This is a genomic window from Marinobacter sp. (assembly GCF_046484525.1).
Taxonomy (GTDB): Bacteria; Pseudomonadota; Gammaproteobacteria; order Pseudomonadales; family Oleiphilaceae; genus Marinobacter.
Genome location: NZ_JAWOIS010000059.1, coordinates 20,562 through 41,108 on the forward strand (window position 1 = coordinate 20,562; position 20,547 = coordinate 41,108).

The 20,547-nt window shown below is 57.9% G+C and carries 16 protein-coding genes and 1 tRNA gene; 14 read left to right on the top strand and 3 right to left on the bottom strand.

Annotated elements, in window-relative coordinates; translation table 11 throughout:
- Window positions 1-133: 133 nt before the first annotated feature.
- The 4 genes from R6W86_RS12695 (at window position 134) to R6W86_RS12710 (ending at window position 5,123) form a co-directional block, all read left to right on the top strand.
- Complete coding sequence (locus tag R6W86_RS12695) at window positions 134-1,567, top strand: biotin/lipoyl-containing protein (RefSeq protein WP_410329734.1); 1,434 nt, start codon at window positions 134-136, stop codon at window positions 1,565-1,567.
- 1,345 nt (window positions 1,568-2,912) lie between these two features.
- A complete protein-coding gene (locus R6W86_RS12700) occupies window positions 2,913-3,413 on the top strand; it encodes a nicotinamide-nucleotide amidohydrolase family protein (RefSeq protein WP_410329783.1) in 501 nt (166 codons plus the stop codon).
- 175 nt (window positions 3,414-3,588) lie between these two features.
- Window positions 3,589-4,635 carry a recombinase RecA gene (recA, locus tag R6W86_RS12705; protein WP_092004504.1) on the top strand — a complete coding sequence of 349 codons (1,047 nt, stop codon included), beginning with the start codon at window positions 3,589-3,591 and terminating at the stop codon, window positions 4,633-4,635.
- A gap of 26 nt (window positions 4,636-4,661) precedes the next feature.
- Window positions 4,662-5,123, top strand: a complete 462-nt coding sequence (locus R6W86_RS12710) for a flavodoxin family protein (RefSeq protein ID WP_410329735.1) — start codon at window positions 4,662-4,664, stop codon at window positions 5,121-5,123.
- Here the strand turns inward: R6W86_RS12710 and R6W86_RS12715 are convergent.
- Entirely contained in the window at window positions 5,120-5,497 is a 378-nt protein-coding gene (locus R6W86_RS12715; RefSeq protein ID WP_410329736.1) for a PilZ domain-containing protein, read from the bottom strand. The two genes, R6W86_RS12710 and R6W86_RS12715, sit on opposite strands and share 4 nt — an antisense overlap.
- Before the next feature lie 250 nt (window positions 5,498-5,747).
- Between R6W86_RS12715 and R6W86_RS12720 the strand changes: the two genes are divergently transcribed.
- The 3 genes from R6W86_RS12720 to R6W86_RS12730 are packed head-to-tail and all read left to right on the top strand — an operon-like array spanning window position 5,748 to window position 10,451.
- On the top strand, window positions 5,748-8,156 hold the full coding sequence (locus R6W86_RS12720; RefSeq protein ID WP_410329737.1) for a Lon protease family protein: 2,409 nt from the start codon (window positions 5,748-5,750) through the stop codon (window positions 8,154-8,156).
- Between the two features lie 39 nt (window positions 8,157-8,195).
- Window positions 8,196-8,816, top strand: a complete 621-nt coding sequence (gene fixJ / locus R6W86_RS12725; RefSeq protein ID WP_410329738.1) for a response regulator FixJ — start codon at window positions 8,196-8,198, stop codon at window positions 8,814-8,816.
- Between the two features lie 51 nt (window positions 8,817-8,867).
- Window positions 8,868-10,451 carry a response regulator gene (locus R6W86_RS12730; RefSeq protein ID WP_410329739.1) on the top strand — a complete coding sequence of 528 codons (1,584 nt, stop codon included), beginning with the start codon at window positions 8,868-8,870 and terminating at the stop codon, window positions 10,449-10,451.
- Here the strand turns inward: R6W86_RS12730 and R6W86_RS12735 are convergent.
- Window positions 10,448-11,323: a MaoC family dehydratase gene (locus R6W86_RS12735; protein ID WP_410329740.1), complete on the bottom strand. Its 876-nt coding sequence runs from the start codon at window positions 11,321-11,323 to the stop codon at window positions 10,448-10,450. The genes R6W86_RS12730 and R6W86_RS12735 overlap by 4 nt on opposite strands.
- 152 nt (window positions 11,324-11,475) lie before the next feature.
- On the opposite strand from R6W86_RS12735, the gene R6W86_RS12740 reads away from it, so the two are divergent.
- Window positions 11,476-12,507 carry an AraC family transcriptional regulator gene (locus R6W86_RS12740; RefSeq protein WP_410329741.1) on the top strand — a complete coding sequence of 344 codons (1,032 nt, stop codon included), beginning with the start codon at window positions 11,476-11,478 and terminating at the stop codon, window positions 12,505-12,507.
- 132 nt (window positions 12,508-12,639) lie between these two features.
- Window positions 12,640-12,716: transfer RNA gene (locus R6W86_RS12745), tRNA-Asp, on the top strand.
- A gap of 197 nt (window positions 12,717-12,913) precedes the next feature.
- Here R6W86_RS12745 and R6W86_RS12750 read toward each other — a convergent pair.
- Window positions 12,914-13,972, bottom strand: coding sequence for an AraC family transcriptional regulator (locus tag R6W86_RS12750; RefSeq protein WP_410329742.1), 1,059 nt, complete (start codon window positions 13,970-13,972; stop codon window positions 12,914-12,916).
- A 138-nt stretch (window positions 13,973-14,110) separates the two neighbouring features.
- Here R6W86_RS12750 and R6W86_RS12755 point away from each other — a divergent pair, with 138 nt between their 5' ends.
- The 5 genes from R6W86_RS12755 to R6W86_RS12775 all read left to right on the top strand — a co-directional run bounded on the left by R6W86_RS12755 (window position 14,111) and on the right by R6W86_RS12775 (window position 20,520).
- Window positions 14,111-16,174, top strand: coding sequence for an FAD-dependent oxidoreductase (locus R6W86_RS12755; protein ID WP_410329744.1), 2,064 nt, complete (start codon window positions 14,111-14,113; stop codon window positions 16,172-16,174).
- 181 nt (window positions 16,175-16,355) lie between these two features.
- On the top strand, window positions 16,356-17,603 hold the full coding sequence (locus R6W86_RS12760) for a DNA repair protein (RefSeq protein WP_410329745.1): 1,248 nt from the start codon (window positions 16,356-16,358) through the stop codon (window positions 17,601-17,603).
- A gap of 115 nt (window positions 17,604-17,718) precedes the next feature.
- Window positions 17,719-18,603, top strand: coding sequence for an NAD(+) kinase (locus R6W86_RS12765; RefSeq protein WP_410329746.1), 885 nt, complete (start codon window positions 17,719-17,721; stop codon window positions 18,601-18,603).
- Between the two features lie 2 nt (window positions 18,604-18,605).
- Window positions 18,606-19,619 (top strand): metallophosphoesterase, encoded by a 1,014-nt coding sequence (locus tag R6W86_RS12770; protein WP_410329784.1) that lies wholly within the window; start codon window positions 18,606-18,608, stop codon window positions 19,617-19,619.
- A 46-nt stretch (window positions 19,620-19,665) separates the two neighbouring features.
- Window positions 19,666-20,520, top strand: a complete 855-nt coding sequence (locus R6W86_RS12775; protein ID WP_410329747.1) for a rhomboid family intramembrane serine protease — start codon at window positions 19,666-19,668, stop codon at window positions 20,518-20,520.
- Window positions 20,521-20,547 lie beyond the last annotated feature (27 nt).

A 20,547-nucleotide genomic window follows, 5' to 3' on the forward strand; every position in this document is an offset into this window, starting at 1 on the left:
TTGACTGCTGCTGTCATTGCTAGCCAAATTTCTGGCCCCCTGCGCGGGGCTCGATAGCTGTGGTGTTTGGGAATCAAAGAGGTTGCTTCTGCGGTACTTGCAGGGTTAGAACAAGATAAACAGGTAGAGTTGTATGACACAGGTATTCAAGCTTCCTGACTTAGGGGAGAGTATAGAAAATGGAACAGTCGCCGAAATCTACGTAACCGCTGGTGATCTGGTTGAATCTGGCCAGGTGGTGATGGAAATCGAAACGGACAAATCGGTCGTCGAGATTCCCATCGATAGCGGGGGACTGGTTGAGAAGGTCATGGTGGCGGTGGGGGATGAGGTTTCGACCGGCACGGGTTTGCTTGAGCTGGATACTTCGGTCACTGCGGTAGCTGCTCAGGCAGGCCAAGCCGAGCCCGCAGCACCTCGGGTGGAAAGCGATATCGAGGAAAGTACGTCGGCTGTCAAAGTCGAGCAAGTTCCGCAGTCCATTGCCGTGGCATCACAAACTGAGCGTGCATATAAGCGCGTGGTTGATGTAGCGATCCCCAATCTGGGGGCCGAGCGGATGCAGGGGGTAGTTATTAATATCCCGACTGGTGAGGGTGAGTTGGTACGGAAAGGGCAGGCCCTGCTGGAGATTGAGACCGATAAGTTTGTGCTGGAAATTCCGGCGGAGTTTGACGGCCAGATCGTGGAAATCGTCACGGCTATAGAGGAACAGGTGGTTCCCGGGCAAGTGGCATTGCGCATTGCCACTGATTTTTGCTTTCCGGATCCAGCGGTTGCCATGCCTGAGGATGAGATTCCTGGCCGCAGACATGATCCAGTCGAAAAAAGTGTGGTGATAGCTGGACCGAGGACGCGTCGACTAGCCCGAGAGTTGGGTGTTGACCTAGGCGCGGTTGCGCAACGTCAGGGCCGGGAGCGGGTGGAAAATGTCGATGTCACTGCTTATGCCAGGGCCGTGATTGAAGGAGGCACAGGTACGCCAGTATCAGCGTCCAATGCTTCTGATAACCACGGCTGGTTGCAGGCAGAAATCGATATGACGAAACTGTCTGCATGGCTGGAGCAGCGATTTCCACATCAGGACCATTCGCCATGGCGGACGACGGCCCTGGTCGTCAAGGGGTTGGCCATGGCGTTGGTTCCATTGGACGGGAGTGATCCGTTGGTTGAAGTGAGGATGCCACAAGCGCAGCGGATGACTTCTGTAGTCATTGCGCAGCCCTGCCAACAAAGTCTCGGCCTGATTGCTCAACGCTTAAGTTTAGCGCCGGTTGAGAGTGAGTGGGTGCCCGGGCGAAGCGGCGCAGTGACCTTGGTGGACTTGGGGGCTACTGGTTTGCAGTGTATGCATATTCCTGTCGGCTGCGACCAGTTGGTCAATGTGGTGGTTGGGGCCAGTAGGAGAGAACATCAATCTGTCGAAGATGCCACGAAGGTACGGCTGATGATGCCCATCAGCATGAGTTTTGATACGCGTCAACTGAGTGTGGAGCAGGGGATGGCCTGTTTGCAGCGTTTGAAAGGGTTGTTGGAAGACCCCATCGCGTTCGCTTTTGGCGACTGATGCTCAGTGTTCTATTTCAAGAATACCATTTTACTCAGTGAAATAGCGCTGTTGATGACAATGGCTCTTTCAAGGCAAGTGCAACGTCGAACGATCTTATAAATCTGGCTTTTCCGTTTGGTTGAAAAAGACTCTCAATATCGCGCGTTTTATCTCTTCGCGAAGGAGATAGCGGGATACGCTCACGGTGATAGCCCCAGCCGGCGTGCCATCAGTGGTGGAGATGGCACGTCCAAAGCAAAGGAATTTCTTTTCATTTTCTTCATCGGGACATGTTGACGACTATGTTTCCGAGTTTGCGCTGTCGCACCTCGAAACTTCTTCTGCTCGAGCCACATGGACCACTCCATTATTCACCAGAGTGGCGGGCCTCTGAGGGATCTCGCAGCCAATGTTCTTGTTTTCCTGATAACTCAATGTAATCCAGTTTATCTGCGCAATAGACGGGGATATTCGAAACTGGAGGTAACGACAAAACTTTTTTTGTGCGCTTCGACCGTCCTGACCGATCAGCATGGAATCCATGAGCGGCTTGTTGTTGCCCGAGAACCCTATGTGTCAGCGTAATTGTCGCCTGAAAATGGAGCAATCAGCTTAAAACGACATAACCTATGCCAGTTTCGTGTAATTTCATTTTTCAGTTAATTAGAGCGTGATGACCAATAGTTTTTCGGTTTTGGCCGACCTATGACTGTCTTTGCATGGTTTTTCGTGGTTACCCTCTGGCGGCGATTTCAGACTTAACAACGAGCCACACCGGACTGTGATCAAATCTACACTGGCAGGTAGTGTTAATAAATTTCAGGCTGTCATTAAGGTGCAATTATGAATTTAGAAGTGGCGTTTATTGCCTATGGATCCTTTTTCGCGGCCGTCACCACAACATGTTTGCTTGGACTCATTTTCGCAGACGCGCTTGAAAAGAAGGCGCGACAATATCTTCGAGAGCGCAATCAGCGAGAATGAGTTTTTACCCGGGTTGCTCCCGCTGGTAGCCCCGGACGGGCGAGTGGAACAGCAGAATGGGTGTCAAATATTGAATCCGGATGGCCTGAGTTCTCTGGGGCGCTTGGGGCAGAGTTGGGGCAAATTCATCAATGTTTTACCGTGTTTCCGGGTTTTCTTGAACATCCAGGATTTGCTCAGCCATGCGCCCTGCAAGGCTTCAAGCTGTATAGGTGTACAGTATTTGGGCATCATCGGGGAGTGCTTGGAGAGATCGGTCTGGGCTACTGACATGGATGAGTCCGGGTTGCCTTGCCTTTGGATGAAGCCGTGAATTGTAAGAAAGTAACGGCGGCGATGAAATAAAGGGATTGTATCCCCATACAGGAAGGAGCGGATGATGGCGACGGGTGATCAGGAGCTGGAGCAGGCCGGGGTTCGCCTGGGTAAACTGCTGCAGAAGCAGGGGCGCACTATTGCCACAGCGGAGAGCTGTACCGGTGGTTGGGTAGCCAAGGTACTCACCGATCGCCCGGGTTCGTCCGCCTATGTGATGGCCGGTTTGGTGACCTACAGCGACAGCGCCAAACAGGCCTTGCTCGGGGTGTCGGCGGAAACCCTGGGACAGCATGGCGCTGTCAGTGAGCCGGTTGTCCGCCAGATGGTGGCCGGCGCGGTTCAGGCCGCGGGGGTGGATGTGGCCGTTGCGATCAGCGGCGTTGCTGGTCCTGGCGGTGGCAGTCCCGGCAAGCCGGTGGGGATGGTCTGGTTTGCCTGGGGCAGTGGTCCGGACCAGACCGAGGCCGTGGTCAGGCACTTCGACGGTGATCGTGATGAGGTGCGTCGTCAGTCGGTTTTGTTTGCATTGCAGGCAGTTAGCGGCTTCCTTGAAGGGGCGTGACATTTTTCTTGACCGGGTTCACGGGTTGGGGGTTGGTCTCCCCGTTAGCTTATGTTTTAATACTGTTCAAATATACAGGGAATCTGCTGGATGAGCACAGCCGTTTCCCTTCCGGATTCCGCTGCCAATACCTTGGAATGACTTGGCAGCCCAGTCGACAAGGGGTTTTGTACCAATGGAAGACAACCGCAAGAAAGCACTTAGCGCAGCACTGAGCCAGATTGAACGCCAGTTCGGCAAGGGTGCCGTCATGAAGATGGGGGATCAGCCCCGTGAAGCCATTCCTGCGGTGTCTACCGGGTCCCTGGGGCTGGACGTGGCTCTGGGTATCGGTGGTCTTCCTTATGGTCGAATCTGCGAGATCTACGGTCCGGAGAGTTCCGGTAAGACCACGCTCACCCTGCAGGTGATTGCTGAAGCCCAGAAGGCCGGAAAAACCTGTGCCTTCGTGGACGCCGAGCACGCCCTGGATCCGGTCTATGCCGAAAAACTGGGTGTCAACGTCGACGACCTGCTGGTGTCCCAGCCGGACACCGGGGAACAGGCCCTGGAAATCGCGGACATGCTGGTCCGCTCCAACGCCGTTGACGTCATCATCGTTGACTCCGTAGCGGCCCTGACGCCGAAAGCCGAAATCGAAGGTGAAATGGGCGACAGCCACGTCGGTCTGCAGGCGCGACTGATGTCCCAGGCACTGCGGAAATTGACGGGTAACGTCAAGCACGCCAATTGCCTGATGATCTTCATCAACCAGATTCGCATGAAGATCGGTGTCATGTTCGGATCTCCGGAAACCACCACCGGTGGTAATGCCCTGAAATTCTATTCCTCTGTGCGGCTGGATATCCGCCGCATCGGCTCCGTGAAAGAAGGCGATGAGGTGGTCGGTAACGAGACCCGCGTCAAGGTCGTAAAGAACAAGGTCTCGCCGCCGTTCAAGCAGGCCGAGTTCCAGATCATGTATGGAAAGGGCATCTACCACATGGCCGAAGTTCTGGATATGGGCGTCAAGGAAGGCTTCGTGGACAAGTCCGGTGCCTGGTACTCCTACAACGGCGACAAGATCGGCCAGGGCAAGGCGAATGCCTGCAAGTTCCTTGAAGAGAACATGGATATTGCCAACGAGATCGAAGCCAAGGTCCGTGACAAGTTGATGCCCAAGCCGGAAAAGAAAGAGGCCGCCGCTGAGGCGCCGGCGGAAGCCAACGGAGAACTGCTCTAAAGTTCGGTTTGTCGGGGGAGGATGCCATGAAGCGACTACTCATCGTTGCCCACGCGCCTTCCCCGAATACCCTCCGTTTACGGGACGCTGTTGAAGATGGCGCCCGCCACGAAGACATCGAAGCGGTCGAAGTGGTGGTCAAGGCACCGCTGGACGCCGGTCCTGATGACATCCTCGCCTGCGACGCCATCATCCTCGGTACCACCGAAAATCTGGGCTATATGAGCGGTGCCCTGAAAGACTTTTTTGACCGCAGTTATTATCCCTGTCTGGAGAAGACCCAGGGCTTGCCTTTTGCCTATTACATCCGCGCCGGCCACGATGGCACCGGTACCAATCGTGCCATCGAGAGCATTACTACGGGCCTTCGCTGGAAACTCGTACAGGATCCACTGATCTGTCGTGGTGAATACCGGGATGAGTTCGAGGAGCAATGCCGGAAGCTCGGCATGTACGTGGCAGCCAGCCTGGATGCCGGGCTGATCTAGCTGGCCAGGCGGTTGTAGAAGCCTTCGATGCGGGACAGGGCATTGTCCATGGCCCGGGAATAACCTCTCTTGTCGAGACAATAGCTGAACTGGACGCTGACCCGGTAGCCGGTCTGGAATGGCTGGCAATCCACCACCTTTGCACCAACCCGTGACTCGGCGATGTATTTTCCCTGCAGATCCATAAAGAGACGGGCGCCTGGAGTCATTGGTCGAGGGCACAGTACCGCCATGCCGTAGCGGTTGAGATCAAGACAGCTAACCGCGATGACATTCCTGCCTAGGCCAAAGAAGCCCCGTTCCTGTACGCGTACTTTCAGGCACGAAGCCGGATAGCGATCCTTGATTCTGCGATCAGCGGAATCATGCGTCATAACTGGGCATCCATTGCGTTTCTTGTCTTGTGCTGGCCTGAACCATGGCCGGGTGACCAAGTTTAGTGTCCGGATCGGCGGCTGAAAAATGACCGGCTGTGATTTTGTGCGCTGGTTAACAAAACCCGGGGAGGCCCTGGCTGCTAAAACTTTGGGTGAAACGCGACATGACGGCCCGCAGAATCTACAATGGGCCGCCAAAGAAAGACGATAAATCACCAATGCATTCTGACTGTTACAGGAACACACATTGAAGTCACTGCCTCTGCATCAGCTGTACAAGGCCTGCGTACTGAAAGACCTGCCATTCAAAACCACCCGGCAGCTGGAACCCCTGGCGGAGATTGTTGGCCAGAACCGCGCTCAGGAAGCCGTCCGGTTTGCGCTGGCGATGCCCCATGGCGGGTACAACGTCTATGCGGTCGGGCGTAACGGGCTGGGTAAGCGCACCATGATGCTTCGCTACCTGGAGCATCATGTGGATACCGAGCAGCAGAGCCATGACTGGTGCTATGTCGCCAATTTCGAAGAGCCGAGGGTGCCAAAACTGTTGCAGTTGCCGGGGGGCAAGGGCACCCAGCTCAAGCACGATATGGAAAAGCTGATGTCGCGCCTGGTCAAGGTGATTCCTCAGACCTTTGACAGTGACAGCTTCCTGGAGCGGTCCGAACAGCTGAAGAATGAATACGCGCAGAAGCAGGAAGAGGAACTCGAGAAAGTGGCCACCCAGGCCAAGCGCAAGAAGGTGCGCCTGACGGTCTCGACGCCCGGGGGCTATCGTCTGGTGGCGATGAACGGTGAAGAGCCTCACACCGCGGAGACCTTCCAGGCGCTGACCGAAGAGCAGCGGGACAAGTTTGAGGATTCCATCAACAAGCTCGAGAAGAGACTCCGCCAGGCCCTGCGCAAGATTGCCGACTGGGAGCAGGAGTACGCCGAGAAGCAGCAGGCACTGAATCAGGAGACCCTGGAGGGTATTTCCGGTCACCAGATTGATGAGCTGATCGGAAAGTATAAGGATCTGCCCAATGTGGTCGGTTACCTGGAAGCGGTACGTGCCGATCTGGTGGAAAACCTGGACATCTTCCTCGAAGATAACGACGAGCAGGCAGCCATCGCCTACGCCTCCCTGGACAAGAAAATGCCCCGGCGTTACCTGATCAACCTGCTGGTGCACCAGAAAACCAATGAGGTGCCGGTGGTGGTCGAGGACAATCCCACCTATCACAACCTGTTCGGCTACGTGGAGAACGTAACGTACAAGGGCACCGTGTTCACCGACTTCTCCCTGATCCGGCCGGGCAGCCTGCATCGTGCCAACGGGGGTTACCTGCTGATGGACGCCATTAAGGTCCTCGAGCAACCCTTTGTATGGGACGGCCTGAAGCGGGCACTGCGTTCACGCACCCTGCAGATCAATTCCCTCGAGCGGGAAATGACGCTGTCCGGAACCATTTCCATCGAGCCCGAGGCAGTGCCGCTGGATGTGAAGATTGTGCTGTTCGGGGACCGGGAAACCTGGTTGCTCCTGCAGGAATATGATTCCGAGTTCGCCGAACTGTTCCGGGTGACGGCGGACTTCGAGAACGAGATGTACCGCACCGACGACAGCCAGTTGCTGTACGCCAAGTTCATCGCCAGTCTGGTGGTGGAGAAGGATCTGCTGCATTGTTCCAACAAGGCAGTTGCCCGGATCATCGAGCACAGCGCCCGCATGGCGGAGCACCAGAACCGCCTGTCTCTGCATGCAGCCGACATCGCCAACCTCCTGCGCGAGTCGGATTTTTGGGCCCGCCAGGCCAAGGCCCGGCTGATCACCGAGGTTCACGTGGAGCGGGCCCTGGAAAGCGCCCGGTACCGCAGCAGCCGGATCCGGGACCAGTTCTATGATTCGATCCGCGATGGATCCACCCTGGTCACCACCACGGGCGCCTGCGTGGGCCAGGTCAACGCTTTGTCCGTGTTGTCCACCGGTGGCTTCGAGTTTGGTCTTTCCAACAGGGTGACCGCGACCTGCTACTATGGAGATGGTGGTGTCGTGGATATCGAGCGTGATGTGAAGCTCGGTGGCAACATCCATTCCAAGGGCGTGATGATTCTCACCTCGTGGCTGTCCTCCCTGTTTGCCGTGGAGGACCCGATGCACCTCTCGGCCAGCCTCACTTTTGAGCAGAACTATGGCGAGGTGGAGGGAGACAGCGCATCGCTGGCGGAACTGTGTGCGCTGGTGTCATCGCTGTCCGGTGTGTCCGTGCGCCAGGATCTGGCTATTACCGGCTCGGTCAACCAGTTCGGCGAGGTGCAGCCCATCGGTGGCGTGAACGAAAAGGTTGAAGGTTTCTTCGCCACCTGCCAGCTGAAAGGCGGGCTCACGGGGACTCAGGGCGTGGTCGTGCCCACTACCAACGTCCAGAACCTGATGCTCGACAGCGAAGTGGTCCAGGCTGTTCGGGGCGGGAAATTTGCAGTCTATGCCGTGTCCCATGTGGAAGAGGCCATCGCCTTGCTGCTGGGCCGCCCGGCGGGCAAGGCCGACAAGAAGGGCCGGTACCCGAAGCAGAGTGTTTTTGGCATTATCCAGCAACGGCTTGAAAAAATGCATGAACACGAGCGCCAGGAACACGCGAAAGAAGAACATAAGGATCCGTCAATTCACTGACCGGAAACGACAAGAAAACGGACAGGAGAGAATACACCCATGACTGATATTCAGCAGACGGTATACGTAGTAGAGGATGACGAGGCGGTGCGGGATTCGCTGGAGCTACTGTTGAAATCCGACAGTAAGCCGGTGAAAACCTATGAGAGCGCCAATGCCTTTCTCAAGGATTATTCCGACAAGATGGCCGGCTGTATCGTGCTGGATATCCGGATGCCAGGAATGGACGGCATGGAACTGCAGAAGAAGCTGAACGAGAAGCACTCGATCCTGCCGATCATTTTTGTCACCGGTCACGGTGATGTGCCCATGGCAGTTGATGCCATGAAAGAGGGCGCGGTGGACTTCATCCAGAAGCCCTACCGCGAGGAAGCCCTGCTTGAGAAAATCGAAGCTGCCCTGGAGCAGGATCTCGAGCAGCGCAAGACCCTGGACCAAAAGCAAGAGATCATCCGTCGCATCAAGAGTCTGACCCCGCGGGAGCACGAAATCATGGACCGCATGATCGCCGGTCAGGCCAACAAGGTGATCGCGATCGAACTGGAGATCAGCCAGCGCACCGTGGAAATCCACCGTTCCCGGGTGATGCACAAAATGGGCACCCACTCCCTGGCCCATCTGGTGCGTATGGTCTTGTCCGTAAAGGACCTTATCGACTAAGCCGGGTGGCACCGGCATGATAGCCGGACGTTTCTAACCGGCCACGTTTGTATGACTGAAGCTGTCTGCGAGAACTCCGAGGTGACGGTTCTGCTGGTTGATGACAACCCGCAGAACCTGAAAGTCCTCTACGAAACCCTGAAAGACAAAGGCTACCGGCTGCTCATTGCCAACGAAGGCGAGAAAGCGCTGGACCTTGCCGACCGGCATCAGCCGGAAGTAATCCTGCTGGACATCATGATGCCCGAAATGGATGGTTACGAGGTGTGCCAGCGCCTCAAAGCCGATCCCCAAACGGCCGATTGTGCTGTGGTTTTCCTGTCCGCATTGGATGACTTGCAGGCCAAGGTCAAGGGTTTCAATCTCGGCGGGGCCGATTACATCTCCAAGCCCTTCCAGTCCCAGGAAGTCATTGCCCGGGTCAAGACCCATGCCCGTGTGATCCGGCTCGAGCGGGAACTGCAGGCCCGCAACCGGGAACTGCAGGGCGACCAGGCCCGGATCCTCAATTCCATCAGCGAGGGTATCTACGGGCTCGACGAGAACGGCGTCATCGAGTTTGCCAACCCGGCTGCGGGCGAAATTGCCGGTGTTCCCGTTGACGAGCTGATTGGTCGCAACTTTTTTGATACCCATTTTGCCACCGCGTCGGACAACCCGGACGGGTTGCCGGTGCAGATGACCTGTCGCCAGGGCCAGGCCGAAGGCCAGCGCGACATACGCATGTTGCGCATGGACGGTTCCGGATTCCCGGCTGAGTACCGTGCCACGCCCAAGCTGGATAACGACGAGCTTCATGGGGCGGTTGTTGTTTTCCGGGATATCACTGCGGAGCTTGAGAGCGAAAGAGAGCTTCAGGAGGCCCGGGAACTGGTCCAGGAACAACGCGACCAACTGGCCCATACCTCACGCCTGACCACCATGGGCGAGATGGCCGCCGGCTTTGCCCACGAGGTGAATCAGCCGCTGACGGCGATCACCAATTATGCCCGGGTCGCCAAGCGCATGGTGGGCAAGGAATCCCCGGACCTTTCCCTGTTGCAGGAGACCCTCGACAAGATCGAGGCCCAGTCCCACCGCGCCAGCGAGATCATCCGCCGGATCCGTCGGTTCATGAAGAAGCCGGCGACCGGCAAGGAGGTGCTTTCAGTTCCCACCCTGCTGGAAGATACCCGCCAGTTTGCGGAAGTGGACATGCGCAACAATGAAGGCGGTATCCAGGTCACCATTGACGAAGATCTGCCCGAAGTTCTGGCTGACCCGATCCAGGTCCAGCAGGTGGCTCTGAATCTGATCCGCAACGCCCTCGAAGCAACACGCTCGGCCGATTCATCCGTGCCGGTGGAAGTCAGTGCGCGCCTGGCCGGAAACAGCTGTGTGCGGGTCGAGGTGCGGGACCACGGCGTCGGCCTTCCGGAAGAGGCCGAAGAGAAGCTGTTCCATCCATTCTACACCACCAAGGACGAGGGCATGGGTATCGGGCTGGCTACCTGTCGTTCGCTGATCCTGGCCCAGGGTGGCGAAATCGGCTTCGAGCGCCCCGAGGATGGCGGCGCCCGGTTCTTCTTCACTTTGCCGGTTGCCGGTGCCGAAGGAGAGCCCTGCAAGGCGTCAAAGAGCACCGACGAAAACTAAAGCCAGTCGATGCGTCCGCTCAGGTGGGGCGCATTGCCCTTGCTGTTCAGTAGCTGGTAATCACAGCCCTCTTTTCCCGATTGCCAGTTCAGTAGCGCCGTTCCCGGCAGGAACAGGGGTTTCTTGAACTGGCAGCTGACCCTCAGAGCACCGCTCTTCCATCCTTCCTGCTGCTCCAGCAATGCCAGTGCCCGGGCTTTGCTCCACATGCCGTGGGCAATGGCCCTGGGAAAGCCGAATGCCTTTGCGCTCAGGGCGTGCATGTGAATCGGGTTACGGTCGCCGGAAACCGAGCCGTACTGCCGGCCAATCGACTCCGGTGCCTGGATGCTCAGTGTGTTCGCATAGCGCTCCAGTTCCGGGCGCGCCGTTTTGCCCGCCGGCTTGTCGTTCTTCCGCGCCTGGCGAAACAGGTTGGTGCTGGTCTCCTCCCAGGCCAGGGCGCCGGCAGAGCGGGCCTCGGTAATGAGATCGAATTCGATGCCGCGGTCGGTGCGTTGCTGGTTGCCCAGGTGCACGGTAAGGTCCAGTGATTCGCCCTCGCCAATGGGGCGGTGTTGTGTAATGGTGTTGCGCAAATGCACCAGGCCCAGCAGGGGCAGGGGGAAGTCCGGTTCGGTGAGCAGTTTCAGGTGCAGTGGAAACGCCAGGATGTGCGGCCAGGTGATGGGGGCATGGGTATGCTGATCAAACCCGCAGATTTTCTTGTAGTCCCGCAACTGGCGAGTCACCGTGGATGCACCCAGGAGATGCGCTTCAATTGCCGGAATTTCAGGGGCATCTCCGGCGCCGGCCTTTTTCGGAAGCAGCGCTTTTGCAAACATCGGCATCAGTGGCGGCGGTGTGTGGCGGTAAATCAATGGGTTTGGCATGGTGCAGGTCTCCTTGTGGCCTGATATGCTCTAATATAAGACGATGGTCTTAGAGTCTGGCAAACCCGGCCAGAACAGGCATTGACTTGGCGAGCCCGGCCGGTTGTCCAGCCGGTCAAGGTAGTACCCATAAAAAATAAAAGCAGGATCCTATGCAGGAACTTCGTGACGCGGGAGTGATGTTACGCCTGATCTACGAGGCAATGAAGAAAAAGGGTATCGACACCGATGCCATCTTCAGTCGTTTGGGCGTGGATGAAAGTTACGTATACACCGATCAGTTGCGGACGCCCCACAGTGCGCAACTGTACTTCTGGCAGGCCGTGGAAGACGTATCCGGCGATCCGGATATCGGGTTGCACCTTGGGCCGCTGCTGCCCGCCTACAAGGGTCAGGTGCTTGAGTACCTGTTTCTAAGCAGTCCGACCTTCGGTGAGGGGTTGCGCCGGGCCCAGAACTACCAGCGCCTTTTGAGCGATGCGGCCAATACCGATTTCTTCATCGAGGGCGATGACGCCTGCATGGTGCTCGACGCCGCATCCGACGCCGTTCGTCGTCTGAAGCACTTCAACGAGTGCTTTGTCCAGGGCCTGATCACTTTCTTCCAGTCCGTTACCGATGACAATTTCTACCCGTCGCGCATCGAGTTCGAACATGATCGCGAGGAAGGGCAGGAGCACGCCCGGGAGGTCCTGGGTTGTGATGTGGCTTTCGGGGCTGACGAGAACCGGTTGTACTTCCCGGCCACAATGCTGGCCCACGCCTCGCCCCATGCCGAACCGGAGTTGCTTGACCTCCATGAGCGGTTTGCCAGCGAGCAGGTTGCGCGCCTGGAGAAGAAAGACATCGTGGGGCAGGTGGAACGGATTGTTGCCGAGCTGCTGGACAGTGGTGAAGTGACCCTCGATGCGGTTGCCGAACGCCTCGGTATCAAGCCCCGAACCCTGCGGACCCGCTTGACCGAAGCCGAAACCAGTTTCAACCAGGTGCTGGCGGAGTTCCGCTATCGCCTCGCCCGGCAGTTGCTGGCCACCACGGACGAATCCATTGATGAGATCGTCTATCTGACTGGCTTCTCCGAGCCCAGTACCTTCTATCGGGCGTTCAAACGCTGGTCTGGCATGACCCCGATCGAGTATCGGAAGACATCCCAGGGCAAGGATGCACTGGTCGACGCCATGTAAGAAAACTTTTTCGGACTTTTTTCAGGAAAAACGTTGACATGGTCGGGGGCGTCTTTATAATGCGCCCTCGTTGTCACCGAGCAGTCACACAGAGGGCTGCAGGCCTTTCGAGGCCTAGGTGGTAACCCACGCGGAGCGGTAGTTCAGTTGGTTAGAATACCGGCCTGTCACGCCGGGGGTCGCGGGTTCGAGTCCCGTCCGCTCCGCCATTTTTATCCCCCCTTTGTTTTCTCCTGATCCATTCCGGATTCTGAAATATTCCTGTCACACAAAGTGTTTACCTTGGCGATTAAAGTTCGCACGAGGGTAACGTCATGTCTGACTACGAAGAAGAGTTGCTGGAAACCCGGCTGGATGAATTCGAGGATGATGGTGAGTTTAGCGACGACGCCACTGAGCTTTAAGGTTAATCTCCTGTTTTTCTGTTCATCCGCATTTGCCGGCGATGCTCGCCGGGGCTGATTCCGAACCAGCGCTGGTAGGCTTTGTGAAAAGCCGGTGGGTTGGCAAAGCCCAGAAGCCAGGCAATTTCCGACAGGGAGCTGTTGGTTTCCCTGAGATAGTCCAGTGCCAGCTGTTGTCGGGTCTGATCCAGTAGCAGTCGGAAGTTCGTGCCCTCTGCCGCCAGTTGCCGCTGCAACGTCCAGGGCGAGGTGCCAAGCCGGGCGGCAATAGTGTGCAGCCCCGGCGTTTCGCCACGGAACAGGGGTGTCATCAAATGCCGCACCTGGTCCGAGGTGCTCCATCCCCGTTTGATCCTTTCCAGTTCACGTTCACACATCACGCAGAGTTGCTCGTGCATGGCCGGGTGCGACTGATTGCTCGGTTGGTGCCAAGCGCTGTTCTTGAGCGTCAGGTTGTTCTCTGCGGCGCCGAATTCCACCGGGCAGCGGAACCAGCTTTCAAAAAGATCATCCAGGCCGATGGAGGGATATTCGATGCGCACCCTTTCAAGTACGTCATAACGGCCGGTCAGGGTGCGTGCCAGCTGGGCCCAGGCTGCGAGCACCGAGTCCACGACGAAGTAATTGAACCGATTGTAGGGGCGGATCGAGTAGAAGCTGATTTCCCTCCTGTCGGGGTTGGCACCAGGATGGCCACGACTGTTCTGGCTGGTCAGCCGGGAATAGCGCACCAGTCTTATCAGCGCCTGCCCGATGGTTGGTGCGGTTTCCGCGGCCAGGCCAGCGAGGCCGGCGTCGATTGGGCGGGATAAGGCCCCCATTCGCAGTCCCAGTGCCCGGTTACCGGTCAGTCTGATGGCTGCTTCTCCCATTCGCATAAAGCGGGGGATGCTGATTCGGGCTTCCGGGGAGGCCAGGGCAGTCTCTTCCAGATTGAATTGCCTCGCCAGCGCCTCGTCGTCTGCCCCTTCCTCCGCCGCCGCGCGCAGTAGCACCGAGACATACAGGAGGCTGATGTCGCCGAGGGCGTTGCGGGTTTCGGGCTTTGAGGGTGTTCTCACGGGGCACTCCTGGTTAAGTGTCGTTCCAGGATAACATAAAGTAGTTTGAGGATATTGAGAGCGATCAGCTGGATCGCTACTTTGTGGCGTATAACGAAAGACAACCGCAACGCTGGCTTCCAATACGAGGAGATCAATATGACCGCAACACCGGGCACGCAGAAATACCCGCACCTTCTGGAACCGCTGGACCTGGGCTTTACCCGTCTGCGGAACCGGACCCTGATGGGCTCCATGCACACTGGCCTGGAGGAAGCAAAAAATGGTTTCGACCGTCTGGCAGCGTTCTATGCTGATCGCGCCCGTGGTGGTGTTGGCCTTATTGTTACCGGTGGTATCGGCCCCAACGAGGAGGGCGCGGTCTTCCAGCACGCGGCCAAGATGAGCACCGAGGAAGAGTCCGATCGGCACAAGGTGATCACCAAGGCAGTGCATGAGGCTGACGGCAAGATCTGCATGCAGATTCTCCATGCCGGCCGCTATGCCTATTCGCCCGCGCTGGTGGCACCATCGCCGATCCAGGCACCGATTAACCCGTTCAAGCCCAGGGAGCTGGAGGAGGAGGGCATCGAGAAGCAGATCAATGACTATGTAAACTGCTCGGCACTGGCCCAGCGGGCCGGGTACGACGGCGTCGAGATCATGGGCTCCGAGGGCTACTTCATCAACCAGTTCATCGTCACCCACACCAACCAGCGCACGGATCGCTGGGGTGGCAGCTACGAGAACCGGATCCGCCTGCCGATCGAGATCGTGCGCCGGGTCCGGGAGCGAGTCGGTGAGAACTTCATCATCATTTACCGTCTGTCCATGTTGGATCTGATCGAGGATGGCAGTACCTGGGAAGAGGTGGTCCACCTGGCCAAAGAGATCGAGAAGGCGGGTGCCACCATCATCAACACCGGCATCGGCTGGCACGAGGCCCGGGTGCCCACGATCGCCACCTCGGTCCCCCGTGGCGCCTTTACCAAGGTCACGGCCCGTCTGAAGGGGGAAGTGGGTATTCCGCTGGTGACCACCAACCGGATCAACATGCCCGATGTGGCCGAGAAGGTCCTGGCTGAAGGGGATGCCGACATGGTGTCCATGGCCCGTCCGTTCCTGGCGGACGCGGACCTGGTGCTGAAGGCTGCGGAAGACCGTGCCGACGAGATCAACACCTGCATCGGCTGCAACCAGGCGTGCCTGGATCACACCTTCAGCGGCAAGCTGACCTCCTGCCTGGTCAACCCCCGAGCCTGCCACGAAACCGAGCTGACCTACGTGACGACAGCCAATCCGAAGTCCATCGCCGTGGTTGGCGCCGGCCCTGCCGGTTTGGCGTTTGCGACCGTTGCGGCCGAGCGGGGTCACAAGGTCACCCTGTTTGACGCAGGCAGTGAAGTCGGTGGTCAGTTCAATGTCGCCAAGAAAATCCCGGGCAAGGAGGAGTTCCATGAGACCCTCCGTTACTACCGGGTGATGCTCGACAAACACGGCGTGGATGTCCGCCTGAACACCCGTGTCAGCGCCGATGACCTGAAAGCCGGAGGCTTTGATGAAGTGGTCCTGGCCACCGGTGTTAAGCCGCGGACTCCGGAGATCGAGGGTATCGACCATCCAAAGGTGATCGGTTACCTGGATGCGTTGCTTGAGCGCAAGCCCGTCGGCCGGAAGGTGGCGGTCATCGGTGCCGGCGGCATCGGATTCGACGTCTCCGAGTTCATCGTGCACCAGGGGGCTTCCGCGTCCCTGGACACCGGCGAGTTCATGAAGGAGTGGGGCGTTGATCTGAGTGCCGAACATCGTGGTGGTATCCAGGGGGTGACTCCGGAAGTGCCGGAGCCGGCGCGTGAGGTTTACCTGCTTCAGCGTAAGGCGTCCAAGGTGGGCAAGAACCTGGGCAAGACCACGGGCTGGATTCATCGGACGTCCCTTAAGAACCGCCATGTGCAGATGGTTCCGGGAGTTTCCTATCGCAAGATTGATGACGAAGGTCTGCACATCACCGTGACGCCAAAAGGTGCCGAGAAAGGTGAGGACAAGGTACTGCCAGTGGATACCATCATCATCTGTGCCGGCCAGGAACCGCTGCGCGATCTCCAGGCCGGTGTCGAAGCCGCCGAAATCCCGGTGCACCTGATTGGCGGTGCTGATGTGGCTGCCGAGCTTGATGCCAAACGGGCCATCGATCAGGGCAGCCGGCTGGCCACAGAAATTTGATCACAAAACGTTGCAGTTTTTATCTGTCCATCGACATTTGTCTGGCTAGACTATTGGAAAGCCTACGGTTATCCGTAGGCTTTCTGGTATTGGCGCATGCCGCTGGACGAATTTTCCGATGGAACGCTCCGGGGAAGCGCAGCGTGTAAGTGTCCAATTTCTGAATCCTGGAGATGGAATAATGGTTTCTGCCGATCAGGCAACTGATGGCTACTCAGCCGTGTTTTTTATGGAGGAGGGGCGTATAGCCCGTCAGATGCGCGCTTCCGAGTTCGGCGCTTTTCTCGACGGTTATGTCGGTTTATCTGACCTGGCGGAAACGGACGTAAAGGCTGTCCTGATCGAGCTGGGGGGCGACCTTCTGGTGCGTTCCCTGGTGTTCTTCAGGATCTGGTTTGATGACGAGGGCCGCGCCGACACCAGCTGGAATATTCCCATTGAGGCATTGGCCAAAGACGGTGCCAAGGGGCCGGATATGGGTGCGGGCCCGATCCGCCTGGTGTGTCGTAGCCAGTGCCCGGATCCGACGTTCGCCAAGGAGCTTTGGGACCCGGATATGACGCCGGGCAACAACCATTTTCAGGCCATCCGAAAAGCGGTGGAAAGCAATACCCTGAGATTCCAGAAGATTGAGCCCGTCCAGGAGGACATTCCCGTCCTCAAGGCCAGGGAAGAGCCGGCCGGGGAGAAGGAAGACGACGGGGCTGCGCCGGCAGACCGCGGCCGCCTGGCGCGGCTGATCCGCGAACAGCGATTACGCATCAAGACCCTGCAGAGCGTGCACCGGGATTCCCTGGCGGATCTCCAGCGCGAGCACCGCAATGAAATGCAGTTCCTGCGTAGCGAGATGGCCGATCTGCAGCAGAAATACGAACGCCAGCGGCTGGCCAGTGAACAGCTCAAGCAGCGACTCTCCGAGCGCAACGAGCAATACCTCTCCATGCAGGAGCAAATCGGGAGCGCCGACGAGGATAAAAAGCGGGATGACGCCAACGCCGGTGCTGAACTGGTTCTGCTCAGGGAGCAACTTGAGCGCAAGCAGCGTGAGCTGGAAATGCGTGACGAGAAAATTGTCTCCCTGGAGGAGGAGAATAACGAGTTGCGGCACCGGGAGCCGCAGGAGAGTTCCATTCTTGACCATCTGCGCAAGCAATCAGTCTTTCTCGTGGCCTACCATGCCGGCGTGGGCCACCTGACTCTGCCTTATGAAGACATTGAAGCCTATTTCACCAACCCCGTGGCCTATGCCTCCGATCGTTGTGGCATGAACGAACCGGCCTACCGGGAGTGGCTCGAGCACTATGAGAACCCGGTGTGCTGCCACAAGGACGGGGATGGCAACCAGTGTGCCGAACCCATCATGCGGGTCAGTCAGCCGGCGGAGTTCCGCCCGGGTGTGGACGACCACTGCGAACAGCACCAGGCCTGACCTGATCCGCGCATCTTTTTTCAGAATCCTACTGACTTTCGTTACACTGTACGCCATCGTTGCAGGGTAGCGGAGGTGCTGTTCCCTGTTGCATCCCGGGATCACAGGACATTTCATGGATCAGTTCAGGAATATCGGCGTAATCGGACGGATGGGCAGTGTCAAGGTGGTGGAGACGCTGAGACAACTCAAGCAGTATCTGCTTGCCCAGAACTACCAGGTCATTCTGGAAGAAGACACTGCGGGAATGGTTCCTGGTCATGGCCTGCAGGTGGCCAGTAAGAAACTGCTGGGCGAAATCTGCGACCTGGTGATTGTTGTCGGCGGTGACGGTAGCTTGCTGGGTGCTGCCCGTGAGCTGGCAAAGTCCAAGATCCCCCTGTTGGGGGTGAACCGGGGGCGTCTCGGGTTCCTGACCGATATCTCCCCCTCGGATCTGGAAGAGCGCCTCGGCAAGGTACTGGAAGGGGAGTACATCGAGGAAACCCGCTTCCTGCTTGACGGCAACGTCGAGCGTAACGGGCAGCCGCTCGGATTCGGCAGTGCCCTGAACGACGTGGTGTTACACCCAGGCAAATCCACACGGATGATCGGTTTTGACCTGTTTATTGACGGCCACTTTGTTTACAGCCAACGCTCCGATGGCCTGATCGTATCCACGCCTACCGGTTCCACGGCTTATTCACTGTCAGCCGGCGGGCCGATCATGCATCCGAAGCTCGACGCAATCGCACTGGTGCCCATGTTCCCCCACACCCTGAGCAGTCGCCCGATCGTGGTGGACGGCAAGAGTGAGATCAAGCTGGTCATCGGAGATACCAACGAGACCTACCCGCAGGTGAGCTTTGATGGCCAGATGAACATTTCCTGTGCGCCCGGGGATATCATCCGGATCACCAAGAAGCCGTTCAAGATCCGCCTGATCCATCCGACGGACCATAACTTCTATGCCACGTGCCGTGACAAGCTTGGCTGGGCAAGTGAAATCGCAGCGAGCTGATGATGGCTGGTAAGAATCGTTCCGCACATCGCGGCTTTGATATCATCGGTGACATCCACGGATGCGCCCATACACTGGAAAAACTCCTGGACAGGATGGGGTACCGCAAGGCCAACGGGGTTTACGAACACCCCCGGCGCCAGGCGGTATTTATCGGCGACATCATTGACCGGGGTCCCCGCATCCGTGAAGCCCTGCACCTGGTCCGGGACATGGTGGAGCATGGATCGGCCCGGATTGTCATGGGGAACCACGAATACAATGCCCTGGGTTATTGCACCCGTGCGCGTCCGGGCAGTGGCAAAACCTGGTTGCGGGAGCACAACCCGCGTCATGACCGACTGATCAGGGAAACCCTTGAGCAGTTCGATGCCCACCCCCACGAATGGAACGAGTTTCTGGAGTGGTTCTACACCATCCCTCTGTTCATCGAGGAAGAGGACTTCCGGGTGGTGCATGCCTGCTGGGACGGGGATCTGATCGAGAAGTTCAAACAGGTCCAGGGTGGCGCTTGCATTGACGAGGATTTCCTCCACGCCTCGGCGGCCATCGAATCTTTCGCCGGACAGGTAATGGATACGCTCCTTCGGGGTACGGACCTGCGTCTGCCGGAGGGTATGTCGATCACGGGCAAGGACGGCTATGTCCGCGAATTCTTCCGGACCAAGTTCTGGGCCGACCAGCCCCATACCTATGCCGATGTGGTGTTCCAGCCCGATCCGTTACCGCCAGAAGTGGCCAGGCACGTGCTGGCAGAAGACGAGCGCAAGCAGCTCATCAGTTACCCCCTGGACGCGCCACCGGTCTTCGTCGGCCATTACTGGATGGAAGGTCGTCCCGCGCCGCTGAAGCCCAATGTCGCGTGTATCGATTTCAGTGCGGTGAAGTACGGCAAGCTGGTGGCCTACCGGTTTGACGGCGAGCGGGCACTTTCCCGGGACAAGTTTGTCTGGGTAGATGTGGAGCGGCCGGAGGCTCCGGAGTACCCCACCAGCGAAGACAGTGTTACGCGTTAGCGGCTTGTCTTCCGGTGAGATAATACCCCTGATCATGAGGTGAGAATTGTATCGGGTAAAGCAGTTGGATACCTCGGTGAACCTTGCCGACTTCAGCCAGTGGCTGAAGGATCAGGGCGTGGGGCATCGAATCACAGAAGAAGGCGGCCAGCAGGTGCTTTGGCTGGAACATGAAGAGCACACCGGGCCGGTCCTGGCGGCCCTTGAGCGCTACCTCGCGGAACCCGGGCTCAGGGAAGTAGTAGCAAACCAGAACCGCTCGCCGGCCTTTGTCGGAGGACGCTGGCAGCCAGCACCCCGGCACGCGCCGATGGTCCTGGGGCTGATCGTTTTTGCCGTGCTGATGGTCTGGCTGACGGGGATGGGCTCCAATGAGGTCTCCGCCGTACTGATGGTGGTGGATCCCCGCAATTTTGACTGGACCACCTTCGGCAATCGCATTGATGCGCTTTCGACCACACTTGCCAGTGGCCAGGTCTGGCGCTTGATCACACCGGATTTCCTGCATTTCAGCTGGACCCACATCATTTTCAATTCGGTGATGCTCTGGTTCCTTGGTAGCCAGGTTGAGTGGTTTGATGGTAAGGGTCGGCTGATGGCCCTGTTCCTGGTGACCAGCCTGTTGTCCAATGGTTTGCAGTACCTGGTTTCAGGGCCTTTGTTTGGTGGCCTGTCCGGTGTGGTGTACGGGATTCTCGGTTATTGCTGGCTGAGCCAGCAGCGAGCGCCCCGATTCCAGTTCCCGCCGGCGCTGGTGACCTTTGCGGTGATCTGGATGGTTCTCGGTTTTACCCCATTGCCGGAAATGCTGGGGCTGGGCAGGATGGCCAATGAGGCCCACCTGGGTGGTTTTGTCGCCGGACTGCTCTGCGCGCTGGTTTTGCCCGTAAGGAGAAGGTGAGCGGTATCAAAAAAGCCCCGCCAGAGG

Coding starts and splice junctions, on each gene's coding strand:
- R6W86_RS12695 (WP_410329734.1), top strand. CDS start 134: ATGACACAGGTATTCAAGCTTCCTGACTTAGGGGAGAGTATAGAAAAT.
- R6W86_RS12700 (WP_410329783.1), top strand. CDS start 2,913: ATGGCGACGGGTGATCAGGAGCTGGAGCAGGCCGGGGTTCGCCTGGGT.
- recA (WP_092004504.1), top strand. CDS start 3,589: ATGGAAGACAACCGCAAGAAAGCACTTAGCGCAGCACTGAGCCAGATT.
- R6W86_RS12710 (WP_410329735.1), top strand. CDS start 4,662: ATGAAGCGACTACTCATCGTTGCCCACGCGCCTTCCCCGAATACCCTC.
- R6W86_RS12715 (WP_410329736.1), bottom strand. CDS start 5,497: ATGACGCATGATTCCGCTGATCGCAGAATCAAGGATCGCTATCCGGCT.
- fixJ (WP_410329738.1), top strand. CDS start 8,196: ATGACTGATATTCAGCAGACGGTATACGTAGTAGAGGATGACGAGGCG.
- R6W86_RS12730 (WP_410329739.1), top strand. CDS start 8,868: ATGACTGAAGCTGTCTGCGAGAACTCCGAGGTGACGGTTCTGCTGGTT.
- R6W86_RS12735 (WP_410329740.1), bottom strand. CDS start 11,323: ATGCCAAACCCATTGATTTACCGCCACACACCGCCGCCACTGATGCCG.
- R6W86_RS12740 (WP_410329741.1), top strand. CDS start 11,476: ATGCAGGAACTTCGTGACGCGGGAGTGATGTTACGCCTGATCTACGAG.
- R6W86_RS12755 (WP_410329744.1), top strand. CDS start 14,111: ATGACCGCAACACCGGGCACGCAGAAATACCCGCACCTTCTGGAACCG.
- R6W86_RS12760 (WP_410329745.1), top strand. CDS start 16,356: ATGGTTTCTGCCGATCAGGCAACTGATGGCTACTCAGCCGTGTTTTTT.
- R6W86_RS12765 (WP_410329746.1), top strand. CDS start 17,719: ATGGATCAGTTCAGGAATATCGGCGTAATCGGACGGATGGGCAGTGTC.
- R6W86_RS12770 (WP_410329784.1), top strand. CDS start 18,606: ATGGCTGGTAAGAATCGTTCCGCACATCGCGGCTTTGATATCATCGGT.